The sequence below is a fragment of the Mesorhizobium sp. M8A.F.Ca.ET.202.01.1.1 genome (assembly GCF_004791595.1).
Classification (GTDB): Bacteria; Pseudomonadota; Alphaproteobacteria; order Rhizobiales; family Rhizobiaceae; genus Mesorhizobium.
Window position 1 is genome coordinate 75369 of the sequence record NZ_SRUN01000012.1, and the last position, 27000, is coordinate 102368.

A 27000-nucleotide genomic window follows, 5' to 3' on the forward strand; every position below is an offset into this window, starting at 1 on the left:
TCTGCTTGAAGCAATTGCGGCCCATGCTTGCTTGGGAATCGCATTGGCGACAATCTCGCACTTGCACAAATTCATATTGCACTGCAGTATGGGTTGGGGCGGGAATGCGAGCCGGGTTCGGAATCCATACCGCCGTGCCCTTTCGCATGCCAATGCGAAGGGATCGGCATGTCCGAAATTTCCGCGACCCATTTGGTTCCGTCCCGAACGATCGCCGACCGATCGGCGGCCAGGACAAGACTGGCCTATCTCGATGGCTGGCGCGGCCTGTCGATCGCCCTGGTGCTGATCGGGCATTTTCTCCCCGTTCCCGGCATCAATCTGGGCGTGCTGGGTGTCGAATTCTTTTTCGTGCTCAGCGGCCGGCTGATGGCCGAAATCCTGTTCATCGAACGCTATCCACTGAAGAAATTCTTCAAACGCCGCTTCTCGCGCATCTATCCGGCGCTTCTGGTCTTTGTCGTCCTCGCCATGGTCGCGCTCTCCGGCACCTTCATCGCCTTCAAATGGAAGGCGGCCCTGACGGCGCTGACATTCAGCTACAACTATGCCGGAATTCTCCTGAACCGGGCCGGCGCACTCGACCACATCTGGTCGCTCTGCGTCGAGGAGCATGCCTACATTATCCTGGCGGCGATCAGCGCAATCGTTGCCAGCCGAAGCCGTGTCGTGCCGCTGCTGCTGGTCTTGGCTGCGCTGGCCATGGCCAATGGCGCGGCTTCCTACTGGTTCCTGCACATGGACTATGAAACCACATACTGGCGCACCGACGTGCACATCGCCTCGATCCTGCTGTCGGCCGCGATCTGCCTGCTCAAGGCCGACGGCAAGCTCCCGTCCTTGCTGAAGGGACCCTATGTCGCCGTTGCGGCGGCTGCCGGCGCGGTCTTCCTGTTCATGGACGCCGTGCCGACACCGATCCACTACCTGGTCGCGGTGCCGTTGCTGGCGATTGCCGTCAACGCGCTGGATTTCAGCACGAGGTTCTTGTCGGGATGGCTGTCATCCTTGCCGATGACGACACTGGGCCTGTGGTCGTATTCGCTCTATCTGTGGCAGCAGCCCTTCTACAAATTCGTCTACGATCAGGGCACCAACCCATGGCCGATGCTGGCCGGCGTCTTTGCCTGCGCGCTCTGCAGCTACTACCTCATCGAGCGCCCGGCGCGTGAATGGCTCAACCGCAATTGGTGAGTGAGCGCCGCCGATGGCGAGCGCCACCGGATCAGGCGGCGATCCGCCTGACGTAATAACGCACCGCTTTCTTGCCGCCGTGGATCACCGCGTCGCCGACTTCGGCGAAGCCGAGGGCGGCGTGGAAGGCGTCCGAGGCGGGGTTGGGCGGGTCGGTGTTGACCTCGCAGGTGACCAGCGTGTGGCCGGCGCTCTGCGCATGGTCGAACAGGTCCCGATAGAGCAGGCGAGCATGGCCGCGGCCTCTTGCATGCGCCGCCACGACGACGCGGTCGACATAGATGAAGTGTTCGCAGCGCTCGCGGAACCAGACGAAGTTCGGGCTGTCGTAGTTCGCATCCTGGTCGAAGGTCATGATGAAGGCTTCGAGATCACCGATGCGGCGCGCATAAAATGCCTCGCCGAGCAGGAAGGACAGCCGTTCGGCTTCGAGCCACGACAATTCGGCGGCGTGCTCGTTGTTGAGCGCCAGAATGGCGGCTTCGTCGTCCTGCGCTATGCGGTCTATCGGAGGGGTCATGCCTTGGCCGCCGTGATCGTCGCCGCCACCAGCGGTGTATCGGTCAGTGTGTTGCGATACTCGCGGTCGAGATCGGAGCCGCCCATGCCGACCTTGGGATTGCGGTAGCGCATGGCGCTCGGCACGTCCTTGAGGGCGGCGAAGTGCATTTCGGCCAGGCCGGTCCTTGCGCGCACCTCCGCGATGTTGCCGAGATCGAGCCCGCCACAGCCGAGGATGATGATGCGCCCGTCGGCCTGACGCACCAGATCCGCCAGCAGTGGCAAGCCCTCGATCGCGGTGTCGCGCTGGCCGCTGGTCAGCACACGGCCAACCTTGCAGCGGATCAGCGCTTCCAGCGCCTCGGCCGGATCGCGCGTCATGTCGAAGGCGCGGTGGCAGGTGACGTTCAAGGCGCCTGCGGCCTCGGTCAATTCGCCCATGCGCTTCTCGTCGATGGTGCCGTCGGCGTTCAGGCAGCCGAACACCACGCCGGGCACGCCGAGTTCGCTGAGCGCGGCGACATCGGCGAGCATCGATCGGTATTCGGTCTCGCTGTAGAGAAAATCGCCGCCGCGCGGCCGCACCATGACGTGGAACGGCACGGTCGCCTGGTCGAGCGCTGCGCGCACCGTGCCGAGGCTGGGCGTAATGCCGCCCTCGACCAGGCTGGCGCAGAGTTCGACCCGGTCGGCGCCGGCGGCCTGCGCGGCGAGCAGGCCATCGATGCCTTCGACACAGATTTCGATCAGCGGCGGGCGAGTTTGCGTGGTCAAGGGGCGATCCAGTTCATCATGTTGTGGAGAGCCCTAGCACCACGACGGCTGACGCGAAAGCGTGAACCTACGCCGCCATTTGGACCAGATGGCAGATTCCATTCTTGACTGTTGCATAACTGCATGGTTATGAGTAATGTATAGCTGGCAGGTTATTGATTGCGCGTGCGTGGCGCGACGACAACAACGAGAGGAGCAAGGCATGACGGAAACCAAATCGATCGTCGTCGAAAGGCTGATCCCATATTCGGCGGAAAAGATATGGCGCGCACTGACCGTGCCAGCACTCGTCGGCGAATGGCTCATGCAGAATGACTTCGCGGCGCAAGAAGGGCATCGCTTCACATTCCGCGCGACGCCAGTTCCCGGATGGTCTGGCGTGACGAACTGCGTGGTGCTGAAAGTCGAGGTGCCGCGGCTGCTGGCCTACAGTTGGGGCGATGGGACGGAATCGGACAGTGGGTTGAAAACCGTGGTGACATGGTCACTGACGCCCGAGGGTGTGGCGACCCGGGTGCGAATGGAGCAGTCGGGATTCCGGCCGGCCGACGAGCGTGGCTATATCGGCATGGGAAGTGGCTGGCCGCGCATTCTCGAACGGCTCGAACAGGTTACCGCAAAACAGGCCTGATACGCGGCGGGCAGCCAACAGTTTTCATCAAGTTCGAAACCCTGGATGCGAGTCGTCCGGGCCGGGAAAACACGCCCGGAGAAACAATTCAAAAGGAGAACGACCATGCAAGCAAGGATCAAGAACCCGGTGATGCTCATCCCCGGTTCGGTGCAGGCGCTGCTGGCGCTGGACAAGTCGACCGAGGCGGCCGACGTGCCCTATGTGACGCGCAAGCTCATTCATCTGCGCGCCAGCCAGATCAACAACTGCAGCGTGTGCGTCGACATGCATGCGCGCGAACTGAAGAAGGCCGGAGAAAAGGACGAGCGCATCTTTGCGCTGGCGGCATGGCGCGAGACGCCGTATTTCACTGACGCCGAACGTGCGGCATTGGCGCTGGCCGAAGCCGGCACCAGACTGGCCGACCGGCCGGACGCGGTGCCGGACGATGTCTGGGACGAAGCGGCCCGCCATTATGATGAAAAGGCCCTTGCCGCGCTGGTCATCCAGATCGCGCTGATCAACGCCTTCAACAGGCTGAACGCAGCGACCCGGCAGCCGGTTGGCGCCTGGGGCTAAGCGCTGGGGCTGCCGCGAGGCGAGGGGCGGGCGGCGCATTGCCTTCCCGCCCTCGGGGCACCTGCAGCCTGGCGGCTACTGGCGCAATTCCGTATTCTTGGCGCCTTCCTCGACCTGATCGATCACCAGGAGCTTGACCGGCCCATCGCCAATGTTGGTGGCCTGGTGCCACTGCCCGATCATTTCGACGATGAAATCGCCGGTCTTGTAGGTGTTGCTGTTGCCGGTCTCGACATTGGTGACCTTCAGCGTTCCAGCCTGGACATAGGCGTAGCGCGGGAAGGGATGGCGATGGACCGGCAAGGTCGCGCCGGGCGCGATGTCATAGGTCGAGACCAGCACCTGCACGTTCTTCTGCGGCAGCGTGATCGGCTGGCCGGATGCCGTGGTGGTGCGTGACGCGAGCGGCGTCACGACGACCGGGGTTCCGCCGCTGTCCAATGCATGAGCGCCGGTCGCGAACGACGCTGCCGTGAGCAGCAATGCCGATACCAGGATTTTCCGCATGATGTCCTCCCTTGACCGAACGCATCTATCGCGCGGCGGCGGCAGCGTGCAAGGCCGCTCGTGACCAGAGGCGGAACCTGGCGCGCACTTGCCGAGCCATATTCCTCACCCGCTTCCAACCGGAATGCTTTCACCGCAAAAGTCTGGCGCATGCCCGATCTTGAATGGCCGTGGTGCCGCTCCGAAAATTTTTTTGGGCGACCTCTTGAACAAAAAAACCGTGATTCCCAGATCGTTTTCCGTCGAGGCTTCGGCTCGACATACCGCGCCGCAGCAGCGCTGCGGCGACCCGTAAACCATGTTGCTTCACGGAGGATATGGCTATGAGAAGCTTTGATTATTCCCCTCTTTACCGCACCACCGTCGGCTTCGACCGGCTGTTCGACATGCTCGAAAACAGCGTCCGCTCCGACTGGCCTCCCTACAACATCGAGAAGAATGGCGACAACGACTATCGCATCACCATGGCCGTCGCCGGCTTCGGTCCTGACGAAGTGGACCTTGTGCAGAACGGCCCTGAATTGTCCGTAATCGGACAGAGGAAGCCTGATCAGCAAAATCTGGAAATCCTCCACCGCGGCCTCGCGATAGGCAACTTCAAGCAGGTGTTCAAACTTGCAGACCACGTCAAGGTCAAGGCGGCCAATATCCATAATGGCCTGCTGTCGGTGGACTTGGTCCGCGAAGTGCCCGAGGAACTCAAGCCTCGGCGCATCGAGATCCGCTCCGAAGCCAGAGCGGTTCCGCTTCAGGAGAGCGGCAGCAAGCAGTCCATGGACGCAGAGCTGCAACGCAAGGTCGCCTGATACTGGCAACCTCAGTCTGTGGTCCGCCTCCCGGCCTGGCCGGGAGGCACAGATCGCGGAGAATGGAGATGAGATACGAATCTGACTGTGTTCATGAATTCAGACTGACAGATCACGCAGAGGAATTCGCTGCCCTGCGTACGCCCGAGGACGTCCTGAACGAGGACATGACGGTCGGCGAGAAGAGGGCTTTGCTCGCCTTCTGGGCTTCAGACGCCAATGCGGTTCCTGACAATCCCACCCTACGCCAATTGGACAGCGGTGCCATTGCGCAAGTCAGCGAGATTCTTCTTGCGCTCCACACCCTGGACGAGATTGGCCGCAAGCCGCCGGCCAGGGCACCGTTTGACCGCAGTCCGTCTTCAGGCCGGCGTCGAAACAAAACGAGGCGTAGCTGGCTGCGATACCCCTGGCGGGATGACGATGAGGATGATCCGCCGCCGGTTCCGGCCTATGCCGGTGTCCCGCCCAGATGTGGAGATGGCGGCATGTTCGCGGAGCCTGAGCATGCCGTTGCGTGAAAAGCTGAACCAGCAAACCAAATCGCTCAACCGAATGGAGGACCATATGGGCGACAGGACGTTCGATCGACCAGTGTTGGTTAGGAATGGTCAGTTCATTCAAGAAATAGGAAGTCTTGATCACGCATTCGATTTCCTGGACGAGTGGCCGCGGGAACGTCGGGGCCCGATTTTCGAGACGGCCTTCCGGGCTTGCCAGCGTGCTTACGACGGTCAGATACCCCTGTCGGTCGCGCGCGATGCCGTCGCTGGGTTCGCGAGATCCGTCAAGATCCTGCAGGAGCCGCTTGCTCCGCTCCCCTGGATGAGCGGCACCAAATCAGGCCGCGGTGGGGTAGCCGCCTAGCTGGGGCAACGGCAGCGGCCAGAAGTGTCGCTGTCACAGCCCGTCAAGGCGCTCCTCTTAGGCAATCGGCCTTTCCGGGGGTCCGACTGCAAGAAGATCAATCTCAGGCTCGTCTTCGCCGGCCAGACGTTGGCATCAAACAGGTCGAAGACCATATCTGGCTGGCGAGCTTCATGGACTACGATTTGGGATACTTCGATCATGAGACATGCAGGCTCGAACCACTCCAAAACCCCGTCGGGCCAAAAGTGTTACCCATGTCTCCGGTATAAACCGTAACCAATGTGTCCGGAACGGACCTTGGAAATGTTGGCTCCCCGGGCCGGATTCGAACCAGCGACCAACCGGTTAACAGCCGGTTGCTCTACCACTGAGCTACCGGGGAACGGAGGCTCTTTGAGCAAGTGGCGCAGCCTATAGCAAACCCGTTTCGGCTTTGCAAAGAAGCATTTCGCATTTTTCCGAGACTTTTTCGCGCAGCGGTTTCTCGCAATCGGCCTTGGCCGCCCTCATATTAGCCGTCTTGGCGACGGCACGGAACCGAAAGGGCGGTCGCAGCTTTCGTAAAATGACATTATCGAGCCCCCAGACAGGCAGTTCTTCGCGATGACGGCAGCGGACGAAAACCGGATAGCAGCACGAAAGATCTCGGTTTTCGGCCGCGAATTCACCATGCCGCAGTCGCGCGGTCTCAGAATCACGATCGGCGTGCTTTTGACCATTGGCGGCATTCTCGGTTTCTTGCCGATCCTTGGGTTCTGGATGGTGCCGCTCGGACTGCTGGTGCTCTCCTACGAATTTGCCATGGTGCGCCGCCACCGGCGCCGCTTGGTCGTCTGGTGGGAGCGGCGACGCCGGCCGGATTGAGCGGCCGATACATCTCGCATGGCGGTGGTCTCCGAAGAGAATCAATTCTGGCCCTGTCTCTCGGTGCCAGTGCCCGATTCCTTCGAATCCGGTTGCGTGCCTGCCTTCAAATCCTCGCTGATCTGCTTCAGGACCGCGGAAGCCGAGGCCAGACGCGCGCGGTCACGCGGTGAAAGCCTGCCTGTGCCTTCTATTCTCAGGCAGTTGATGGCGTAGCGCACCAAGTCCTCGCACCCCAGCAGCGGCCGTTTTCCGTTCCGTTCGTTTCGTCGTTCGGTTTGGCCAGGGTCATGGCGCAGTCCTCCCGTTTCACAACGCAAGCCGGAGCGCGGAGTTTCGCTCGATCATCCGCCATGCTTAACGGATTGCGAATGTGGGCGGGTGGCTATGACGGCGAACTGACAGGGCCGCAGCCGGCGCAGACGAAACCGTTCGGAATACGTCGTGGCCGCTTGACGGCTTTTTCGCCGCAACCTATTGGAACCGGGTGGAACGCCGGGAGCAACGAGGCCTCGTGGCGGAGTGGTTACGCAGAGGACTGCAAATCCTTGCACCCCGGTTCGATTCCGGGCGAGGCCTCCAATACCCGGGCTCCCGCGCGTCAGCGCCGGAGCCTGAAGTTCCGGTCGACATGAACCGCGATTCTGACGCGGCAAGCAGATTGGTTGGGACATGAGCGCTGATTTCTCCGAACTTCGCGTCAAGATGGTCGATGGTCAGGTCCGCACCACCGACGTGACCAGCGCGCCGCTGCTCGACGCGTTGCTTTCCGTGCCCCGCGAGGTTTTCGTCGGCGATCGCCAGCGCGATCTCGCCTATATCGACGAGGACATCCGCATCGCAGACAGCGCCGATGGCTCGCGCTACCTGATGGAGGCTTCGCCGCTGGCCAAGCTGATGCAACTGGCCGAGATCAGTGTGACCGATTCGGCGCTCGATGTCGGCTGCGGCACCGGCTACGCTTCGGCCATCCTGTCGCGCCTGGCGAGGTCCGTCGTGGCGCTCGAAAGCGATTCGGCATTGGCGCAAACCGCCGCGTCGACCCTGTCCAGCCTGGGCTGCGGCAATGTGACCGTGGTCCAGGGCGCTCTGGCGCAAGGCCATGCGGCGAAGGCGCCGTACAATGTCATCTTCATCGGCGGCAGTGTCGCCAAAGTGCCGGCGTCGCTGCTCGACCGGCTCGCCGAAGGCGGCCGCCTGGTTGCGGTCGAGGGTCAGGGCAATTCGGGCGTGGCGCGGCTTTTTTTCAAGGCGGGGGGGGTTGTAACCGGGAGAAGGGCATTTAATGCGGCAATTAAGCCACTACCCGGATTCGAACGTGAGCATGCTTTCGAATTCTGAATGATTTGGCCTTGCAGCAAAGGCTTTGTCATGGTCGCTTGCATTTGAACGATCGTTGCTGATCCCAGACTGGGGGCACTTTGGGCTGAGCAACAGGGAACATGAAACACGCCGTTCGGGCTGCTCAGGAAGAGAAGCTGGTGCGGCGCGGTTCCCATGGAAAACGAATGAGGGTTAAACCGTGCCGTCAGTACGCAAGTCACTTTTCACCGCCGTCCTTGTGTCGGCGACCGCGCTGTCCCCACTGGCTGCATCGGCCGAAACCATCACGGGTGCCCTTGCAAAAGCCTATCAGTACAATTCCACACTAAATTCATCGCGTGCCGGCGTGCGCGTGACCGACGAGAGCGTGGCCATAGCCAAGTCAGGCTGGCGCCCGACGATCACCGGCTCGGCCAACATCGACTATACGAACACGCGCCAGGCAAATGGCGGCGGCAATTCGAAGCTGACAAGCGGCAGCTACGGCATCCAGATCAACCAGTCGCTGTTCGACGGCTTTCAGACAAGGAACAATGTCGCGGCGGCCGAATCCCAGGTCAAGGCGTCCGTTGAAAGCCTGCGCAATACCGAGGAGAACACGCTGTTCAATGCGGCCATGGCCTATATGGACGTGATTCGCGACCGGCAGATCGCGGTGCTGACCGAGCAGAACCTGCAGTTCCTGACCGAGCAGGCGCGCGCCGCGCGCTCGCGCTTCGAGGTCGGCGAAGGCACGCGCACCGACGTTGCGCAGGCCGATGCCTCGCGCGCTTCCGCGGTGGCAGCGCTGAGCGCTGCGCGCGCGCAGGCGCTGGCCAGCGCCGCGACCTATCACCAGGTGGTCGGTGACGAGCCCGGCAAGCTCAAGGCCGCTTCGCCATTGGGCAGGTTGTTGCCGTCGAGCCTCGACGCCGCGATCGCCATCGGATCGGCCGAACACCCGGCCATCCTTGCCACCCAGCATCTGGTCGATGCCGCTGCATTTTCGGTGAAATCGTCCGAGGGCGCGCTGTTGCCGCAGTTGTCGGCTTCGGCTGGCGTTTCGGAAAACTACCGCAACGCCATCCCCGACTTGTCAGGTTCCAACGGCAATTCGACGTCGGCCAATATCGGCGCGACGCTGACCATTCCGATCTATTCGGGCGGCCGAACCTCGGCGGTCGTGCGGCAGAACAAGGAATCGCTGGGGCAGGCGCGTATCCAGGTCGACGTCAGCCGCGACCAGGTGCGCCAGGCCGTCGCCACGGCATGGTCCCAATACACCGCCGCGCAACAAAGCGCGTCCGCCAACAAGCAGGTGATCGACGCCGCCCAACTGGCCCTGAACGGCGTCATCGAGGAGCGCAATGTCGGCCAGCGCACGACGCTCGACGTGCTCAATGCGCAAGCCGCCGTCATCACCGCCAAGATCAACCACGCTGGTTACGAACGCGATGTGGTGGTGGCAAGCTATGCCATCCTGTCGGCGATGGGCCGCCTGTCGGTCGACCGGCTTGGCTTGGCGGTGACGAAGTACAAGCCGGAGGAACACTACAACGCCGTCAAGGACAAGTGGATCGGCCTGCGCACGCCGGATGGCCGCTAGGCCCTTCGTTCGAACGGCGTTTCCGGGCTGAGTGGTTCGTACGGGAACACAGGATTGTCGTTGTCCTTCTGGTGGTTGCTAACGGGAACCGTCACACGGCTTTGGCGGAATCGCTCTAATCTGTTGAAATCCCACATGTCCCCAGATTGGGGATTCTCGTGCGGCGATCCGTCGGTTACGCTGTCGCCATGATTCGAATCCGGCTTTTGCCGGAGCGGAAACCTGCAACGGGTCACAAGGGCGGCGGATGTGACGATGGCAACGGCAAGCAGCGCACAGCGCGAACCCTCCATGGAAGAGATACTCGCTTCCATCAGGAGGATCATCGAAGACAGCGACAACGGCCGCAAGCAGCCCGGCGACGCCGATGAGTTGCAACAGGACCTGGAGCCCGCGCCGAGTGCTGTTCCAGCTGCGGATATCGATGCGTTCCGCGCCGAACTGCATGCCGTCCCAGAGGTCAGGAAGCCTGTCGCGATGGCGGAAATCCAGACGCCAGCCATACTGCCGGCGACAGCACGCACCGAAACGCCGCCACGTGCCGATCCGGCTGCGGGCAGGACGCCGACGACATTGGCTGAGGTCAGCGCCCGGGTTGCCGCCGAGCCGGCGCCTGCCGCCAGCCGCGACGCGCCGGCGGCTCCCGTCGAGGTTGCGACAAGTGAAGCCATCGTCGCCGATTGGCGTCGCGAGATCGCGGCGGTTGGCGAGCAAGCCAAGGCGATGCCGGAGCGGAGCATCCGCCCATCGCCCCAGCCGGATGTGTCGGCGAGCGAGTCGGCGGCGGAACCTGCGATCGAGCGGTCTTCGTCAAACGATGCTCCAACGGGCACGGCTCAGGCGCGCGCGGCGGTAAACGAAGCGCATGCGGTGCGTCCCGCAATTCTTTCCGAACACACTGGACGGCAGGTTGCAGCCGCCTTCGGCGAACTGTCCGACGCCTTTGCAAGCCGCAGCAAGAAGACATTCGACGAGATGGCCGAGGAAATGCTGCGGCCGATGCTGCAGGATTGGCTGGACAACAACCTGCCGACGCTGGTCGAAAGGCTGGTGCGCGAAGAGATCGAGCGCGTGGCACGCGGGGCGCAATAGCGTCTAGGCCTGAATTCCAGAAGAAACGCCGCCGTCGAGGCGGCGTTTTTCGTTGTGAAGAGGTCGGCCGTTGGTTGCCGAACTGGCGAAGGCGATCAAATTGCCATCGGGGTCGCTGACAATGAAGGCGCGGGAGCCCCGGGCTCGTTCGCAGCGATGCCTCGCGGCGAAGATGCGATCGCCGCGCGGCCTTCTGTTGAAATGAATAGGTCCGCGCCTATCTGCTTGTGACGATCCCAGGCTGCCCTCGCGGTTGACTTGGCCAAGACCTTCCGATTTACACCGAACCAGCAAAATTCCCGACAGCGCGGACCGTTTTCCCATGCTTGAAAAGACCTATGACGCCAAGACCGTCGAGCCGAAGATCGCCAAGATGTGGGAGGAAGCCGACGCGTTTCGCGCCGGCGCCGGAGCGGAAGAGGGGGCCGAGGCCTTCACCATCGTCATTCCGCCGCCCAACGTCACCGGGTCGCTGCATATGGGCCATGCGCTCAACAACACGCTGCAGGACATTCTGGTTCGTTTCGAGCGCATGCGCGGCAAGAACGTCCTGTGGCAGCCCGGCATGGACCATGCCGGCATCGCCACGCAGATGGTGGTCGAGCGGCGGCTGATGGAAAAGCAGATCCATCGCCGCGATCTGACGCGCGAAGAATTCATCGAGAAAGTGTGGGAGTGGAAGGCCGAATCGGGTGGGTTGATCTTCAACCAGCTGAAACGTCTCGGCGCCTCCGCCGACTGGTCGCGCGAACGCTTCACCATGGACGAGGGCCTGTCCAAGGCCGTGCTCGAAGTGTTCGTCACGCTCTACAAGGAAGGGCTGATCTACAAGGACAAGCGCCTTGTGAACTGGGACCCGAAACTGTTGACCGCGATCTCCGACCTCGAGGTCGAGCAGCAGGAGGTCAACGGCAATCTCTGGCATTTCCGCTATCCGGTCGAAGGCGCGACCTTCGATCCGGAAAACCCACAGACCTTCATCACCGTGGCGACGACGCGCCCCGAGACCATGCTGGGCGACACGGCTGTCGCCGTGCATCCCGACGACGAGCGGTTCCAACATCTCATCGGCAAGAATGTCGTCCTGCCGATCGTTGGCCGCAAGATACCTGTGGTGGCGGACGAGTATTCCGATCCTGAAAAGGGGTCGGGCGCGGTCAAGATCACGCCGGCGCATGATTTCAACGACTTCGAGGTCGGCAAACGCCACCAATTGCCGGCGATCAACATCCTGACGGTCGAGGCGGCGGTCAAGTTGAAGGACAACGAGGACTTCCTGGCGGGCCTCGAGGCGACGCCGGAACGGCAAGCTGTCTGGGACGAGCTCGACGGTCTCGACCGTTTCGTCGCCCGCAAGAAGATCGTCGAACTGATGGAGGCCGGCGGCTTCCTCGACAAGGTCGAGCCGCATCGCCACGCCGTGCCGCATGGCGACCGCGGCGGTGTGCCGATCGAGCCGTACCTGACCGAGCAGTGGTACGCCAACGCGGCGGAACTGGCCAAGCCGGCGATCGCCTCGGTGCGCGAGGGGCGCACCAATTTCGTGCCTAAGAACTGGGAGAAGACCTATTTCGACTGGATGGAGAACATCCAGCCCTGGTGCATTTCGCGCCAGCTGTGGTGGGGGCATCAGATCCCGGCCTGGTACGGACCGGATGGGCGCGTCTTTGTCGAGAAGTCCGAGGAAGAGGCGCTGGGCGCGGCGATCGAATATTATCTGGCGCTCGAAGGCCCCTGGAAGGCCTGGGTCGAGGATAAGCTGGAGAACTTCAAGCCGGGCGAGATCCTGACGCGCGACGAAGACGTGCTCGACACCTGGTTCTCGTCGGCGCTGTGGCCTTTCTCGACGCTCGGCTGGCCGGACCAGACGCCGGAACTGAAGACCTACTACCAGACCGATGTGCTGGTGACCGGCTTCGACATCATCTTCTTCTGGGTCGCCCGCATGATGATGATGGGCCTGCACTTCATGGACGAGGAGCCGTTCCACACCGTTTATGTGCATGCGCTGGTGCGCGACAAGAACGGCGCCAAGATGTCGAAGTCGAAGGGCAACGTCATCGACCCGCTCGATCTGATCGACGAATATGGCGCCGACGCGCTGCGCTTCACCCTGACGGTGATGGCGGCGCAGGGACGCGACGTGAAACTCGACCCGGCGCGCATCGCCGGCTATCGCAATTTCGGCACCAAGCTGTGGAACGCGACGCGCTTTGCCGAGATGAACGAAGTCGCGCGCAATGACGATTTCTGGCTGAACGACGCCAAGCTGGCGGTCAACCGCTGGATCCTGACCGAGCTGACACGCGCCGCACGCCAGGTCACCGACGGCATCACCTCATACCGCTTCAACGAGGCGGCGGGAGCCGCGTACCGCTTCGTCTGGAACCTGTTCTGCGACTGGTATCTGGAACTGTTGAAGCCGGTATTCATGGGCACGGACGAGGCCGCCAAGGCCGAGAGCCGCGCCTGCGTCGCTTTCGTGCTCGACGAGATCTACAAGCTCCTGCATCCGATGATGCCGTTCATGACCGAAGAGCTGTGGGCGCAGACGGCGGATGAGGGCAGGGAACGCGCCTCGCTGCTGTGCCATGCCGCATGGCCGTCGCCGGATTTCGAGGATGCTGAAGCGGCCGCCGACATCAACTGGCTGGTCGATCTCGTCTCCGGTATCCGCTCGGTGCGCTCGGAGATGAACGTGCCGCCGGCGGCAATAGCGCCGCTCGTGGTGGTCGGCGCCAACGACGTGACGCGCGAACGGCTGGTTCGCGAGGACTCAGCGATCAAGCGGCTGGCGCGTGTTGGTGACATCTCGCTCGCCGATGCGGCACCCAAGGGGTCGGCACAGATCGTGCTCAACGAGGCGACGATCTGCCTGCCGCTTGGCAGCCTGATCGACCTCACGGCGGAGGCCGCGCGGCTGCAGAAGGAACTGGTCAAGGTGACCGAGGAAATCGCGCGCCTGCACAAGAAGCTGTCGAATGAGAAATTCGTTGCCAGCGCGCCGGCCGAGATCGTGGAAGGCGAGCGGGAAAAGCTGGCCGAATATCGCGCCGCGCAGGACAAGCTTTCGGTAGCGCTGACCAGGGTTCGCGACGCCGGCTGAAGGGCAGATTCGTGCATGACCCCGGAGCGAATTCCATGCGTCACCGGCCTCAAAAATGGGCATTCCGTTGCGTAAATGTTGACGTAAACGGAAACTTTTAGCCCCATTGTTGCCATAATGTAACAATGGGGCCAAATCCCCTCAAAATTAGCTGTTTTCGAGCTTTTTGGGGCCATTTTCGTGCATCTTTTCGGCGTTTTGGATGTGCCCAGGGCCGTTTTTGGCCTTGTGACATTCCTTTGCATTTTGTCGAAAAAGCGTTTGGCGGACATGTACATGTACGCCCGGGAATTCGTTGTTGCGCCGTTAACTTGAATTGGTTCTAGCTTGATCCACTAGTTATTCGGGAGGACATCCATGAGCAATTTGCGTCTGAAAGCACTGCTGGGGGCAGGGTGCTTTTCGTTGGCCTTGATGGGCTCGCTTATCCACCCGGCGCATGCTGGCGGTCTGGAGCGCGGCGGCTACGATATCGACCTGCTGTTCGATCCGGCCCAGGTCGCGACGGAGGCCGAAGCAACCTATGTGATGCCGGATCGCAAATACGAGAATGCCAAGGGGCCGGGCGGATTCAATCTCGGCTTGGGCACCTCGGCTGATGGAGCGGAGGGCTATTGGGTGCCGCGCATCGGTGTTAAGGCGCAGGTCGTTCCGGGCGTCGATTGCATGGTCGACTATTCCCAACCTTGGGGAGCACATTCCGCGCCAGGCATGTGGAACGGCGCAGTTTCAAACATAGAGACCGACATCAAGAGCGATAACTACGCGGGCACCTGCTCGTACAAGATGGATGCGGGCAAAGGTCAGCTTCGCTTTATCGGCGGTGTGTTCTATCAAAAGGTCTACGGCTTTAAGGAAAGTCTTGTGGCTTTCAACCCATTTGGGCCGTCACCGACGGGCCGTGTCGATCTGTCGACCACTGGCTGGGGCTGGCGCGCTGGCCTCGCTTATGAAATCCCAGACATCGCACTGCGCGCGAGCCTCGTCTATAACTCGAAGGTTAAGCTCGATAACATCGAGGGTACGCTCGATTTGACCAGTGTTGGCCAGGGCATAATTCCGATCTACGGCTCCACGCAATATATGCCGGATGTTGTTGAATTCAAATTGCAATCTGGCATCGCTCCTGGGTGGTTGGCTTTTGGCTCCGTCAAGTGGGTCAATTGGAGTGTCCTGCAGAGCGTTCCAATTTGTGCGGTGGGTACTCCCGACGCGCTCTGTGTCACGGGCGACAAACTGCACTCTGCACAGTTAACCTCACTCGATCTGATGTATCGTGATGGCTGGACGATCTCAGGCGGCGTTGGCCACAAGTTTAACGATCAGTGGAGCGCTGCTGGTCAGCTTTCATGGGATCGTGGCACTTCGCACGGCTATGGAGCGCAGACCGATACGTGGACACTTGGCGGCGGTGTTGCCTACACGCCTAAGCCCAACATTGAATTTCGCGTAGCTGGCGCAATAGGCGTCTTGACCAGCGGTCACTCAGGTATAGTGGCCGGGGACAATGGCTATGTTGCAGGTGACGACGCGAGTTACGACTTCGGCAATGATCTGGTCACGGCAATATCCGGCGGCGTCAAGATCAAGTTCTAAGCGTTTGAAAGTTTTAGTGAAAGGCCGGGCATTGCCTGGCCTTTTCGTTTGTGCGGCGTCGTCGCTGGCCCCATCATACAAGCTGCGTTGCATATAAGCCGCACTTGGGCCGCCTCGTGCGATTGTGACGTTTTGGCAACACTTTCTGAACAACCCCTGCGCTAAAGGTCAGGCCGAGGAAATTGCCCATTTCCCGCCATAAACCCGGCGCACCTCGAACTCGTCTCGGGACACGCGCCAAAAGGCTCGGCGATGGGGCAGGCCGCACCGCCCGCGGCAAGGAAGAGAATGGACGCCAAGGTCATTTCAAAGGCTAAGCTCCCTAGCCGCCATGTGACTGTCGGTCCGGCGCGTGCGCCGCACCGGTCCTATCTCTATGCCATGGGCCTGTCGGCGGCCGAAATCGCGCAGCCGCTGGTCGGCGTCGCCTCCTGCTGGAACGAGGCAGCACCCTGTAACATCTCGCTGATGCGCCAGGCGCAAGTGGTCAAGAAGGGCGTGGCAGCCGCCAACGGCACGCCCCGCGAATTCTGCACCATCACCGTCACCGACGGCATCGCCATGGGCCACCAGGGCATGAAGTCGTCGCTGGTGTCGCGCGAAGTCATCGCCGATTCGGTTGAACTCACCATGCGCGGCCATTGCTACGATGCGCTGGTCGGCCTGGCCGGCTGCGACAAGTCGCTGCCCGGCATGATGATGGCCATGGTGCGGCTCAACGTGCCGTCGATCTTCATCTATGGCGGCTCGATCCTGCCCGGCAGCTATCGCGGCCGCCAGATCACCGTGCAGGATGTGTTCGAGGCGGTCGGCCAGCACTCGGTCGGCACGATCGATGACGCCGAGCTGCTTGAAATCGAGCAGACCGCCTGTCCTTCGGCCGGTTCCTGCGGCGCCCAGTTCACCGCCAACACCATGGCCACCGTCGCCGAGGCAATCGGTCTTGCGCTGCCCTATTCCTGCGGCGCGCCGGCGCCCTACGAAATGCGCGACCGCTTCAATTTCGCCTCGGGCGAAAAGGTCATGGAACTGATTGCCAAAAACATCCGCCCGCGCGACATCGTCACCCTGAAGGCACTGGAAAACGCGGCGACCGTTGTTTCGGCCACCGGCGGCTCGACCAATGCCGCGCTGCATCTGCCGGCGATCGCGCATGAGGCGGGGATCAAGTTCGACCTGTTCGACGTGGCGAAAATCTTCGAGAAGACGCCTTACATCGCCGATCTCAAGCCGGGCGGCAAATATGTCGCCAAGGACATGTTCGAGGCCGGCGGCATTCCGCTGCTGATGAAGACGCTGCTCGACCACGGCTATCTGCATGGCGATTGCCTGACGGTCACTGGCCGTACTTTGGCCGAAAATATGGAGCACGTTGCCTGGAATGAACACCAGGATGTGGTCCGCCCGGCCAACAGACCAATTACCCAAACCGGCGGTGTCGTGGGCTTGAAGGGAAATCTTGCCCCTGAAGGCGCGATCGTGAAGGTCGCGGGCATGGCGGAGTTGAAATTCTCCGGCCCGGCGCGCTGTTTCGATTCGGAAGAGGAATGTTTTGAGGCGGTGACGAACCGCGCCTACCGCGAAGGCGAGGTTCTGGTCATCCGCTATGAAGGACCGCGCGGCGGTCCTGGCATGCGCGAGATGCTGTCGACGACGGCGGCACTCTACGGCCAGGGCATGGGCGGCAAGGTGGCGCTGATCACCGACGGCCGTTTCTCGGGCGCGACGCGCGGTTTCTGCATCGGCCATGTCGGCCCGGAAGCGGCGGTTGGCGGCCCGATCGGCCTCATCAGGGATGGCGACGTGATTTCGATCGACGCGGTGAACGGAACGATCGACGTAGCGCTGTCCGAGGCCGAACTGGCGGCACGAGCGAAGACATGGAAGGCGCGCACGACCGACTATCAGTCGGGCGCGATATGGAAATACGCACAGACGGTAGGGTCCGCCAGGGATGGCGCGGTCACCCATCCGGGCGGTGCGAAAGAAACACACTGCTATGCGGATATCTGAGTTGTTGAAGTCAACACCAGAGTTGTTGAGGTCATCTGTCCTTCCGGCACTGGTCGCGGTTGCGATCTTTGGCGCCGTGGGCCAGGCCATGGCCTTCGACGACAAGGTGTTCGACGACAAGACCGGCGTGAAGCCGCAGTCGAGCCCCTGGGCAGTGTTTCAGTTCGGGTTCTCCGCCTACAAGAGCGGCCACAAGGAGCAGGCCGCCGAGGCCTACAAATATGCCGCCGAAAACGGCCAGATCGGCGCCACCTGGAAGCTTGCCCGCATGTATGCCGAGGGCGACGGCGTGGCCCGCGACGACTATGAGGCTTTCAAGTTCTTCTCGGAGATCGTCGACCAGGACGTCGAGCCCGGCTCGCCGGAAGAAAGCTATGTCTCCGACGCGCTGGTGGCGCTCGGCGACTATCTGCGCACTGGCATTCCCGGCAGCCCGGTCACCGAGAACGAGGTGGCGGCGCAGGAATATTACATGCGCGCCGCCGCCAACTACCGCAATCCGAACGCTCAGTTCGAGATGGGCCAGATGTTCCTGAAGGGCGAGGGCGGTGTGAAGGCCAGCGTCAAGCAGGCCGGGCGCTGGTTCCAACTCGCCGCCGAGAAGGGCCATGCCGGTGCGCAAGCGACGCTTGGCCACCTGTTGTTCCAGAGCGGCAAGATCGTGCGCGGCCTGGCGATGATGACCGCGGCCCTCGAGCGTGCGTCGCCGACCGATCAGCCCTGGATCCGCGGCATGCAGGAAGAGGCGTTCGCCGCGGCCGGCGAAGCCGACCGCCGCACCGCGATCTCGCTGGCGGACGACATCCTGACCAAGGGCAGCAACGCCGATCAGTAGGCTCTTTCCCCGTCACCTGCGGCGAGCCGAGGAGCGATCCGTGTAGCGGACGAGAAGCCAACTGCTTGGCTTCTCTAGCGAAGAACGTCGGCATGGTAATGACGGACAACGCCGGCCTATCGAGGCTCGTCTCGATCCGAGGACGAGGCAATCCAGGAGAAAATTAGTTTTCGGTTGGCTCCGTCGGGACCATGCTTGGCGCGGGTGTCGAGATCGGTGTGACGTGCAGGTGCGGCGCCATGGTGTTTGCCGGGCAGCTATCGCCAACCTTGGTCCAGGATGTGTTGTTGAGCACCATGTCGCAGCGAGCCAAATGACTCTGGTCGGCAACCGTCAGGCAGGTGACCTGTCCGACCGGATAGGATTTTCCATTGGCGAGACATTCCGGGGCGGCGAAGGCCGGCACGATCGCGGTCGTGGCGAATGCCAAGCCGATCGGATAATGAGCAAATCGAACGGTCATGGAAACCCGGCCACCATGATGATTTCCCATCATGCGCGTGATTGTGGCGACACGAGGTCCAGACTACTCGGCGGCAGAAGGGTCTGCGTCAGGCCGGCTGCAGCGCGAGGTCGATCGCCACCGGGACGTGATCGGATGGTTTTTCCCAGGCGCGCACATGTTTTTCGATCGACGCCGATGAGAACCGGTTCGCGGCTTCAGGCGACAGCAGCAGATGGTCGATGCGGATGCCATTGTTCTTCTGCCAGGCGCCGGCCTGATAGTCCCAGAAGGTGTAGGTGTCCGGGGCATCGGTGACCGCGCGCACCGCTTCGGTGAAACCGAGATTGAGCAGCCGGCGGAAGGCCTGCCTTGTCTGTGGCTGGAACAGCGCGTCGCCCAGCCAGTTCTCCGGGAACCGCGCGTCGATCGGCTCGGGAATGACGTTGTAGTCGCCGGCCAGCACCAGCGCCTCTTCCAGCCTCAGGCGCTCCTGCGCCCAGCGCTCCAGCCGCGCCATCCAGGACAGCTTGTAGGGAAACTTCTTCTCGTCATCGATCGGGTTGCCGTTCGGCAGATAGAGCGAGGCGACGCGAAGCGCGCCCTTGTCGGTCGAGAACACGCCTTCGATGAAACGTGCCTGTTCGTCGGCATCGTCACCCGGCAGGCCTCTGGTGACTTCATCGAAGCGCAACTTCGACAGCAGCGCGACACCGTTGAAGCCCTTCTGGCCATGGGTTTCGACATTGTAGCCAAGCGCCTCGATCTCGGCGCGCGGGAACTGCTCGTCGACCGTCTTGATCTCCTGCAGGCAGACGATGTCGGGCGCGCTCTCGGTCAGCCAATGGGTCAGGTTGCCGATGCGGGCGCGCACGCCGTTGATGTTCCAGGTGACGATTTTCATGACGGTCTCATTGTTCCTGCGGCGGAAGGCGTTCGACTAAACCGATCGTATTGCCTGCCGGATCCTTTAGAAAGGCCATCCATTCGCTTTCCCCCGCCGGACCAAACTGCCCTTCGGTGTCGCGATGGACCAGCGTCGGCGGCGCGGTGAAGGGGATGCCGGCTGCCTTCGCCTCGGCGTGGAAGGCTTCGAGGCCTGATATGTCGAGATAGATGGTGCCGGCCGGGATGCCGTCGGTGAACAACAGCCTGACATCGCCGGCCATGATGAAGGCAATGCCGGGCGGATCGAACCGCGCATGCACCCTCATGCCGAGGACATCGCGCCAAAAGGCCAATGTCGCGTCGAGGTCGCGACCGGCGGAGAGCGCAACCTGACGAACCGCGCCGGTTGCGGGCATCTCGGTCCTAGATGGAGAAGCTGGTGCCGCAGCCGCAGGAGGCGACCGCATTCGGGTTGCGGATCTGGAACGACTGCCCCATCAAATCGTCGACGAAATCGATTACCGAGCCACCCATATAGACCAGGGACAGATCATCGATCAGCACCGTGGCGCCGTCCTTCTCGATGGCAACGTCGTCGTCATTGCGCGCGTCGACCAGATCGAACTTGTAGGAAAAGCCTGAGCAGCCGCCGCCCTCGACGGAAACGCGCAGCGCCGTCTTGCCGGCCTCGCCAGAGACAATTTTGGCGATCCGCTTGGCGGCGGCCTCGGTCATCTCGACTTTCATGGCGGTCTTGGCATCCGCGCCCATAGGCGTCACCTTGCTTTCGGTTTCACATGATAGGTATGAAGCGCGACGGGGCAAGTCAACTGCGGCAGCATCAGCCATGACAAATGAGCTTGGCGACATCGGATTCGGCTATCGGCCGCGCGCGGCCTATGCCACGGATCCGGCGCGCTCGCGCGGCCGGCTGTTCGACGAGGTGGAAAGTCCGACCCGCACGCCTTTCCAGCGTGACCGCGACCGGATCATCCATTCGACGGCGTTTCGGCGGCTGAAGCACAAGACGCAGGTCTTCATCGCCCATGAAGGCGATCACTACCGCACAAGGCTCACCCATTCGATCGAAGTGGCACAGATCGCGCGTGCGCTGGCGCGGGCGTTGCGCGGCGACGAGGATCTCGCCGAAGCGGTGGCACTGGTGCATGATTTCGGCCACACGCCCTTTGGCCACACAGGTGAGGACGCGCTGAACGAGAAGATGGCGGCGTGGGGCGGCTTCGACCACAACGCACAATCCCTGCGCATCGTGACGAGGCTGGAGGCGCGCTACGCCGAGTTCGACGGGCTCAATCTGAGTTGGGAGACGCTTGAAGGCCTGGTCAAGCACAATGGTCCGCTCACCGACGGCAGCGGCAAGGGCCTGAAAGGGCCGGTCCCGCAGGCGATCCGCGACTACTCGCAATTGCAGGATCTCGAACTCGACCGGTTCGCCGGCATCGAAGCGCAGTGCGCGGCGATTGCCGACGATATCGCCTACAACACGCATGATATCGACGATGGGCTGCGGTCAGGGCTGCTGACGCTGGACATGCTGAAGGCCGTTTCGCTGCCTGGAACGATCCTGAAGAGCGTGCGCGAGCGCTATCCCAGGCTCGACGACGTGCGCACCGGCCACGAATTGATGCGGCGGCAGATCACGGCCATGGTCGAGGATGTGATCAAGTCAACGACCGCCAATCTGGAGCGGATCAGGCCGCTGAGCGTCGAGGCGGTGAGGGCGGCGGGCGAGACGATGGTGACATTTTCGGCCGAAATGGCGGAAGCCGAGAAGGAACTGAAGGCCTTCCTCTACAAGCACCTCTATCGGCACGAAGAGGTCATGCGGGTGCGTGCGGACGCCGAGCAGATCGTCAGGGACCTGTTCGACGTCTATTTCGCCGACCCGCGCGCCATGCCCGATGGCTGGCGCGAAGGGCTGGACCGCGCCGAGGATCGCATCAAGGCACGCAGCGTCGCCGATTTCCTGGCCGGCATGACCGACACCTACGCGCTCAAGGAACACAGGCGTTTGTTTGACCGCACCCCGGATTTGAGCTAGGGCGGGCTCGATTTGCCGGCCAAAGGGCCGGATTCGTCGTAAAGCCGCCAGAGCATACACCATGAACATCTTCGCCGATTTCACCGCGCGAGTCGTAAAGGCTGTCGAAGCGCTTGACCTGAAAGACAGCAATGGCGTTTCGCCTGATCTGTCGCGCATCGCCGTCGAGCCGCCCCGCGACGCCAGCCATGGCGATCTCGCGACCAATGCGGCAATGGTGCTGGCCAAGCCCACCGGCCAGAACCCGCGCGCACTGGCCGAGAAACTGGCGGAAGCGCTGCGGGCGGACAATGACGTCGCCGCTGCCGAGGTCGCCGGTCCAGGCTTCGTCAATCTGCGGCTCAAGGACGGTTTCTGGCAGGCGCATCTGTCGACGCTTCTAGGCGAGGGGCGCAACTATGGCCGCTCGACGATCGGCGCCGGCCGCAAAACCAACGTCGAATATGTCTCGGCCAACCCGACCGGGCCGATGCATGTCGGCCATTGCCGGGGTGCCGTCGTCGGTGACGCACTCGCCAATCTGATGGCGTTCGCCGGTTACGACGTGACCAAGGAATATGTCATCAACGACGCCGGCTCCCAGATCGACGTGCTTGGGCGCTCGGCGATGCTGCGCTACCGCGAGGCGCTTGGAGAAGATATCGGCGAGATTCCGCCGGGGCTTTATCCCGGTGACTATCTTGTCTCCGTCGGCGAGGCCCTGGTCAGGGAGTTCGGCCGTTCCTTGCTGCAGATGCCGGACGACGAGGCGCTGGCCATCGTCAAGGACCGGACCATCGATGCGATGATGGCGATGATCCGCGAGGACCTTGCGCTGCTCAACGTGCACCACGACGTGTTCTTCTCCGAACGCACGCTGCATGCCGACAATGCCAGGAAGATCCGCTCGGCGATCAACGACCTGACGCTGAAGGGCCATATCTACAAGGGCAAGCTGCCGCCGCCCAAGGGCGAGAAGCCGGACGACTGGGAAGACCGCGAACAGACGCTGTTCCGCTCGACCGCCGTCGGCGACGACATGGACCGGGCGCTGGTCAAGTCCGACGGCTCGTTCACCTATTTCGCCGCCGATGTGGCGTATCTGAAGGACAAGGTCGATCGCGGCTTCGTCGACCTGATCTATGTTCTCGGCGCCGACCATGGCGGCTACGTCAAGCGCCTGGAAGCCTTGGCGCGGGCGATTGCCGGCGACGACGTCAAGCTCACCGTCCTCTTGTGCAATCTGGTCAAGCTGTTTCGCGATGGCGAGCCGGTGCGCATGTCCAAGCGGTCCGGCGATTTCGTGACGTTGCGCGAGGTGGTGGAAGAAGTCGGACGCGATCCGATCCGCTTCATGATGCTCTATCGCAAGAACGATGCGCCGCTCGATTTCGACTTCGCCAAGGTCACCGAGCAGTCGAAGGACAATCCGGTGTTCTACGTGCAGTACGCCTCGGCGCGCTGCCATTCGGTGTTCCGGCAGGCGAGCGAACAGTTGGGGGAGGCGAATTTCGATCGCAACAACCTGGCGGCCGCGGCAACGTCGCTGGCCGACGAAGGTGAAATCGGGCTGATCCGGAAGCTTGCCGAATATCCACGCCTGATCGAGTCCGCCGCTCTTGCGCTCGAGCCGCATCGGCTGGCATTTTATCTCTATGATCTGGCTTCCAGTTTCCACGGACACTGGAACCGGGGCACGGATAATCCGGACTTACGTTTTGTTAAGGTTAACGACCGACAATTGACGCATGCCAGACTAGGGCTGGTGCAGGCTGTTTCGGATGTTCTGACGTCCGGCCTGACGTTGATCGGAGCGGCTGCGCCCACCGAAATGCGTTAGGTTTGACTAAAAAACCTGTCACCTTTTGCCCACATTGCGCTGGTAAGGGCCAACCCTGCGCGACGTCCAAGGCGTCCGAATGAGTGCGAGTTCGGGAACGATAATGGCAGACAGAACCCAACTGAGAGCAGCCGACAACAACGACATCGCCGACGATGATCCGTTCGCGGAACTGACCAGGATCATGGGATTCGACCCGCGCCAGCCGGTCAAGCCGCAGGCGCCGGCCGAGCCGAAAGCCGCTGTGGCCGAACCGTCCGCGGGAGAGGGCGATTTCGACATCGACCTCGAAAAGGAGCTGATGGGCGAGTTCGACGCTGCCGACAGCGTTGCCGCTCCAGTTGTCGCAGCTCATGAGCCGGCAGTCGAGCCGGTGGCCGTCGATGTTGCGGACGACGATCTCGCATTGTCACTCGACGACGATTTCCACCTGGACATGTCGGATGCCGATGACCAGGCGGTCGCCGCCAGCCATGCGACCGCTGGCGCCGCGCAAGCCGTGCCGTCCGTTGAACCTGCCTTCGACGCCGATTTCGACAATGCCGTCGCCAGTTCGCTCGAAGACATCTCGCCCTTCGACGATGATCTGCCGATGGAGGATGAGCTTGCCGCCTCCCTCGACCAGGATTTCCATATCGAGGACGAGGCTGCCGAGGCCCGGTATGCCGTTGAATCGCCGGTGGCCGAAGTGCCGGTGGCCGTCGAGCCGGCCTCCAATCATGAATTCGACGATGCGGTCGCGATCTCGCTCGAAGACGAGCTGATGCTCGACGACCATCCGGCGGATCAGCGCCAAGCGGCTGCTGTCGACTATCCAGAACCTGTACTGGCCGCCGCGGATGAAACCCAGGTGATCTCCGACGAGGATTTCGCGGGTCACTTCGACGATGCCATGCCCGATGTCGATGTGGATTTTGACGTTCAGGCGGACGAGCCGGAGGCTTTTGATGAGGAGCCGGCGCACGAACTGCGCGCCGATGCCGTCGAGACGCAGGATGAAATTCCAGGCGCTGAAGCTGTTTCGGATGACGCCTTCGACCTGAATCTGGACGAGGCGTTTGCCGAGCCTGCCGAAGAGCCCGTCGCCGAAATCGCCGCGGCTTCCTCGCAACCGGCAGCACCCGTGGCAGCCATTGTGCCGCCGGTGCAAGCGCCCATCGCGGACGAACGAAGCCTCGAAGACGAGTTGAACGCGCTTCTCGGTGCCATGACCGCGCGCACGCTGCCGTCGGCCAAGGAGCCGGCCGTGGTTCAGCCCGCCGTGACCCAGCCAGCCGCCGCGACCGTTCAGCCGCCTCTCGCCGCGACTACAAAGATCGCGGAGGAACCCGTCGATCTTGTTGGTGACCTCGACTGGGATCTCGATGAAACAGCGTCCGAGGATGCGCATCAATCCGGCTCCGCCCAGGCCGCCGACGCCAACCTCGACGACCTGGTGCTCGATGAACTTCAGGACCAGGATTTCGGCCCGGATGCCGCTGAACAGGGTGATGTCGATCTCGACAATGATGCCTTCGACGCCGCCCTGGCCAAAAGCATCGGTTCGCGTCACGAAACGGCGTCCCGGCCGGATCAGGCCGATTCGCTCGATTGGCTGGCGGAACGTTCCGGAGCGTCGGAGTCGGCCCGTTCCTGGAGCCGCGTGACACCAGTTCCCCAACAGCCGGCGTTTGCCGCGCAGCCTGCTCCCTCCATGGCGGCCAGGATGGCGGCCCCGGAAGTGGCCACCGTGCCGTCCTACCGTTCGGCCGAGCCGGTTGCGGCTGCTCCCTATATGGCTCCGGTATCGGCGCCGCAGGCAGGGCAGTCCTCGCACTATGAAGAGATGCCCGATGTCGAGACGGTCGATGTGCCGGAGCGCGTCGTCGCGCTGGCTGACGATCTCGACATTCCGGAGTTGCATTTCGAGGAAGATGAGCCGGCAGCGGCCGGTTATGATGATCTCGACGCCGAATTCGCCAGCCTTCTGACCGAGATGAATTCGGTCGAGGTCGCGCCTGCTACTGCCGGCAACGCCGCCTATGCCGACGAATCATCCTACAATACCGGGTTCAATAAAGGATATGGCGCGGCCAATCCGGGATATGACGGGGTCAATCCGGGATATGACGGGGTCAATCCGGGATATGAAGAGCCGAGGCAAGCCTATCAGCCGGAAGCGCGGACCTATGCGGCACGGCCGGCGGAAATGCCCGCCCGCGCGTCGGCCTCGGGCTATGCCGATGCTGCCGAAGGCTTCGATCTCGACAATCTGCCCGGCAGCCAGCCGGTCTCTCAGGCGGACGATTTTGCCGTCGATGAACTCGACTACGATCCCGAGCTGGACGAAGCGATGTCGGTTCCGGGCCTCGGCGAGCGGGAAGCCGCCAGGCCGTCGGGCCGGCGCGGCCTGTTCATTGCCGCGATTGTCGGTGCCGTTGCGGTCGCGGGCGGCCTTGGCGCCTTCGCGCTGTCTTTGGGCGGCAAGGGCGGCAGCGAAGCTCCGGTGATCGTCAAGGCGGACAATTCGCCGATCAAGGTCAAGCCGGAAAATCCGGGCGGCACGGTGGTGCCGAACCAGGACAACAAGGTCTATGACGCGGTGGTCAAGGGCGCGAAGCCCGCCGAGCCGGTCCAGCAGAAGCTTGTCACCAACACTGAGGAACCAGTGGACGTGCAGGCGAAAGACCCGGCCCGCGCCGTCGATCTTTCTCCCGATCAGAACGCCGCCGCCGGCACGGATGGCGGTGGCGAGGTTTCGACCGCTGGCGCGGCCCCGGCCGACAATGCGGCGCCCGCGCCGAAGTCGGAGGATCGCATCGCGCAGGTCCTGCAGGACGCCGACAAGGGCACCAACAACGACGTCGTTGCCGTTGCGCCGCGCAAGGTCAGGACCATGGTGGTCAAGTCCGACGGCTCACTGGTGGCGCGCGAGGATCCGGCACCGGCGGCACCGCAGGTGGCCGCGGCCGAGCCGACCGATCCGGCGCCACAGCATGTGGCGCCTGCCGGAGCCGACCAGACTGGCGCCAACCAGACTGGCGCCGACCAGACTGGCGCCAACGAGACTGGCACCGACCAGACTGGCACCGTGGCGCCCGCCGCCGCGCAGGCTGACGATGAGCCGGCTCTGAAGCCTGCCGCCAAGCCTGCCAAGGCTGAAGCCAAGGCGCAGTCGGCCAACACGCCAGCCAAGGTTGCGATCGCGCCGCAACGTCCGTCCGACCAGCCGGTCGACGTGGTCGGCGAGGTCAAGCCCGATCAGGTCGCTTCCATCGATCCGGCCTCGACCGCGACCGGCAGCGGTGCGTGGTCGATACAAATCGCTTCGCAGCCGACGGTGGACAGCGCCCAGTCGACCTACCAGGATCTGCAGCGCCGTTATGGCAGCGTGCTTTCCGGCCGCACGGCCAACATCGTCAAGGCCGAGATTGCCGGCAAGGGAACGTTCTACCGCGTCCGCGTTCCGGCTCAGTCGCGCAACGATGCCATCAATCTGTGCACCAGCTACAAGGCCGCGGGCGGCAACTGCTTCGTATCGCGCTAGACGTC

At 62.5% G+C, this 27000-nt stretch carries 24 protein-coding genes and 2 tRNA genes; 18 read left to right on the forward strand and 8 right to left on the reverse strand.

Annotation, left to right across the window (positions count from 1 at the left end; translation table 11 throughout):
* Positions 1–168: 168 nt before the first annotated feature.
* Complete coding sequence (locus tag EN845_RS24250) at positions 169–1194, forward strand: acyltransferase (protein WP_127872675.1); 1026 nt, start codon at positions 169–171, stop codon at positions 1192–1194.
* A 31-nt stretch (positions 1195–1225) separates the two neighbouring features.
* Here the strand turns inward: EN845_RS24250 and EN845_RS24255 are convergent, their stop codons facing one another.
* Positions 1226–1714, reverse strand: coding sequence for a GNAT family N-acetyltransferase (locus EN845_RS24255; RefSeq protein ID WP_127872674.1), 489 nt, complete (start codon positions 1712–1714; stop codon positions 1226–1228).
* Positions 1711–2469, reverse strand: a complete 759-nt coding sequence (locus EN845_RS24260) for a copper homeostasis protein CutC (RefSeq protein ID WP_189521750.1) — start codon at positions 2467–2469, stop codon at positions 1711–1713. Before EN845_RS24260 ends, EN845_RS24255 begins: the two co-directional genes overlap by 4 nt.
* A gap of 202 nt (positions 2470–2671) precedes the next feature.
* Here EN845_RS24260 and EN845_RS24265 point away from each other — a divergent pair, with 202 nt between their 5' ends.
* Positions 2672–3100 carry an SRPBCC domain-containing protein gene (locus EN845_RS24265; protein ID WP_127279182.1) on the forward strand — a complete coding sequence of 143 codons (429 nt, stop codon included), beginning with the start codon at positions 2672–2674 and terminating at the stop codon, positions 3098–3100.
* 105 nt (positions 3101–3205) lie between these two features.
* Positions 3206–3661 carry a carboxymuconolactone decarboxylase family protein gene (locus tag EN845_RS24270; protein WP_127872673.1) on the forward strand — a complete coding sequence of 152 codons (456 nt, stop codon included), beginning with the start codon at positions 3206–3208 and terminating at the stop codon, positions 3659–3661.
* Between the two features lie 75 nt (positions 3662–3736).
* On the opposite strand, the gene EN845_RS24275 is transcribed toward EN845_RS24270, so the two are convergent.
* Positions 3737–4168 (reverse strand): cupin domain-containing protein, encoded by a 432-nt coding sequence (locus EN845_RS24275; protein WP_127281308.1) that lies wholly within the window; start codon positions 4166–4168, stop codon positions 3737–3739.
* A gap of 323 nt (positions 4169–4491) precedes the next feature.
* Between EN845_RS24275 and EN845_RS24280 the strand changes: the two genes are divergently transcribed.
* From EN845_RS24280 to EN845_RS24290, 3 genes are all read left to right on the forward strand, one after another.
* Positions 4492–4974: an Hsp20 family protein gene (locus EN845_RS24280; protein WP_127277412.1), complete on the forward strand. Its 483-nt coding sequence runs from the start codon at positions 4492–4494 to the stop codon at positions 4972–4974.
* 68 nt (positions 4975–5042) lie between these two features.
* Positions 5043–5495, forward strand: a complete 453-nt coding sequence (locus EN845_RS24285) for a hypothetical protein (RefSeq protein ID WP_127872672.1) — start codon at positions 5043–5045, stop codon at positions 5493–5495.
* Positions 5496–5541: 46 nt separating this feature from the next.
* Positions 5542–5841 (forward strand): DUF982 domain-containing protein, encoded by a 300-nt coding sequence (locus EN845_RS24290; RefSeq protein ID WP_127872729.1) that lies wholly within the window; start codon positions 5542–5544, stop codon positions 5839–5841.
* 310 nt (positions 5842–6151) lie between these two features.
* On the opposite strand, the gene EN845_RS24300 is transcribed toward EN845_RS24290, so the two are convergent.
* Positions 6152–6226, reverse strand: a tRNA-Asn gene (locus EN845_RS24300).
* A 221-nt stretch (positions 6227–6447) separates the two neighbouring features.
* Between EN845_RS24300 and EN845_RS24305 the strand changes: the two genes are divergently transcribed.
* The 9 genes from EN845_RS24305 to EN845_RS24345 all read left to right on the forward strand — a co-directional run bounded on the left by EN845_RS24305 (position 6448) and on the right by EN845_RS24345 (position 18258).
* Positions 6448–6708 carry a hypothetical protein gene (locus EN845_RS24305; RefSeq protein ID WP_127872671.1) on the forward strand — a complete coding sequence of 87 codons (261 nt, stop codon included), beginning with the start codon at positions 6448–6450 and terminating at the stop codon, positions 6706–6708.
* A 508-nt stretch (positions 6709–7216) separates the two neighbouring features.
* Positions 7217–7290 (forward strand) — tRNA-Cys (locus tag EN845_RS24310).
* Positions 7291–7380: 90 nt separating this feature from the next.
* Complete coding sequence (locus EN845_RS24315; RefSeq protein WP_127872670.1) at positions 7381–8049, forward strand: protein-L-isoaspartate O-methyltransferase; 669 nt, start codon at positions 7381–7383, stop codon at positions 8047–8049.
* Positions 8050–8230: 181 nt separating this feature from the next.
* Positions 8231–9616: a TolC family outer membrane protein gene (locus tag EN845_RS24320; RefSeq protein WP_127278529.1), complete on the forward strand. Its 1386-nt coding sequence runs from the start codon at positions 8231–8233 to the stop codon at positions 9614–9616.
* Positions 9617–9871: 255 nt separating this feature from the next.
* Entirely contained in the window at positions 9872–10708 is an 837-nt protein-coding gene (locus EN845_RS24325) for a PopZ family protein (RefSeq protein WP_127872669.1), read from the forward strand.
* A 322-nt stretch (positions 10709–11030) separates the two neighbouring features.
* Entirely contained in the window at positions 11031–13814 is a 2784-nt protein-coding gene (locus EN845_RS24330; RefSeq protein ID WP_127872668.1) for a valine--tRNA ligase, read from the forward strand.
* 357 nt (positions 13815–14171) lie between these two features.
* Positions 14172–15410 carry an OmpP1/FadL family transporter gene (locus EN845_RS24335; RefSeq protein WP_127278526.1) on the forward strand — a complete coding sequence of 413 codons (1239 nt, stop codon included), beginning with the start codon at positions 14172–14174 and terminating at the stop codon, positions 15408–15410.
* A 288-nt stretch (positions 15411–15698) separates the two neighbouring features.
* Complete coding sequence (gene ilvD / locus EN845_RS24340) at positions 15699–17423, forward strand: dihydroxy-acid dehydratase (protein ID WP_127872667.1); 1725 nt, start codon at positions 15699–15701, stop codon at positions 17421–17423.
* Positions 17410–18258: a tetratricopeptide repeat protein gene (locus EN845_RS24345; RefSeq protein ID WP_127279924.1), complete on the forward strand. Its 849-nt coding sequence runs from the start codon at positions 17410–17412 to the stop codon at positions 18256–18258. The genes ilvD and EN845_RS24345 overlap by 14 nt, the downstream gene beginning before the upstream one ends.
* 163 nt (positions 18259–18421) lie before the next feature.
* Here the strand turns inward: EN845_RS24345 and EN845_RS24350 are convergent, their stop codons facing one another.
* From EN845_RS24350 to erpA, 4 genes are all read right to left on the reverse strand, one after another.
* Positions 18422–18721, reverse strand: a complete 300-nt coding sequence (locus EN845_RS24350) for a hypothetical protein (protein ID WP_127872666.1) — start codon at positions 18719–18721, stop codon at positions 18422–18424.
* 88 nt (positions 18722–18809) lie between these two features.
* On the reverse strand, positions 18810–19604 hold the full coding sequence (gene xth, locus EN845_RS24355) for an exodeoxyribonuclease III (protein WP_127872665.1): 795 nt from the start codon (positions 19602–19604) through the stop codon (positions 18810–18812).
* A 7-nt stretch (positions 19605–19611) separates the two neighbouring features.
* Complete coding sequence (locus EN845_RS24360) at positions 19612–20004, reverse strand: VOC family protein (RefSeq protein ID WP_127872664.1); 393 nt, start codon at positions 20002–20004, stop codon at positions 19612–19614.
* 7 nt (positions 20005–20011) lie between these two features.
* Positions 20012–20359: an iron-sulfur cluster insertion protein ErpA gene (gene erpA, locus EN845_RS24365; RefSeq protein ID WP_127872663.1), complete on the reverse strand. Its 348-nt coding sequence runs from the start codon at positions 20357–20359 to the stop codon at positions 20012–20014.
* Positions 20360–20435: 76 nt separating this feature from the next.
* On the opposite strand from erpA, the gene EN845_RS24370 reads away from it, so the two are divergent.
* The 3 genes from EN845_RS24370 to EN845_RS24380 all read left to right on the forward strand — a co-directional run bounded on the left by EN845_RS24370 (position 20436) and on the right by EN845_RS24380 (position 26995).
* Positions 20436–21650 carry a deoxyguanosinetriphosphate triphosphohydrolase gene (locus EN845_RS24370; RefSeq protein WP_127872662.1) on the forward strand — a complete coding sequence of 405 codons (1215 nt, stop codon included), beginning with the start codon at positions 20436–20438 and terminating at the stop codon, positions 21648–21650.
* Positions 21651–21711: 61 nt separating this feature from the next.
* A complete protein-coding gene (argS, locus tag EN845_RS24375; RefSeq protein ID WP_127872661.1) occupies positions 21712–23469 on the forward strand; it encodes an arginine--tRNA ligase in 1758 nt (585 codons plus the stop codon).
* Positions 23470–23572: 103 nt separating this feature from the next.
* Entirely contained in the window at positions 23573–26995 is a 3423-nt protein-coding gene (locus EN845_RS24380; RefSeq protein WP_127872660.1) for an SPOR domain-containing protein, read from the forward strand.
* Positions 26996–27000 lie beyond the last annotated feature (5 nt).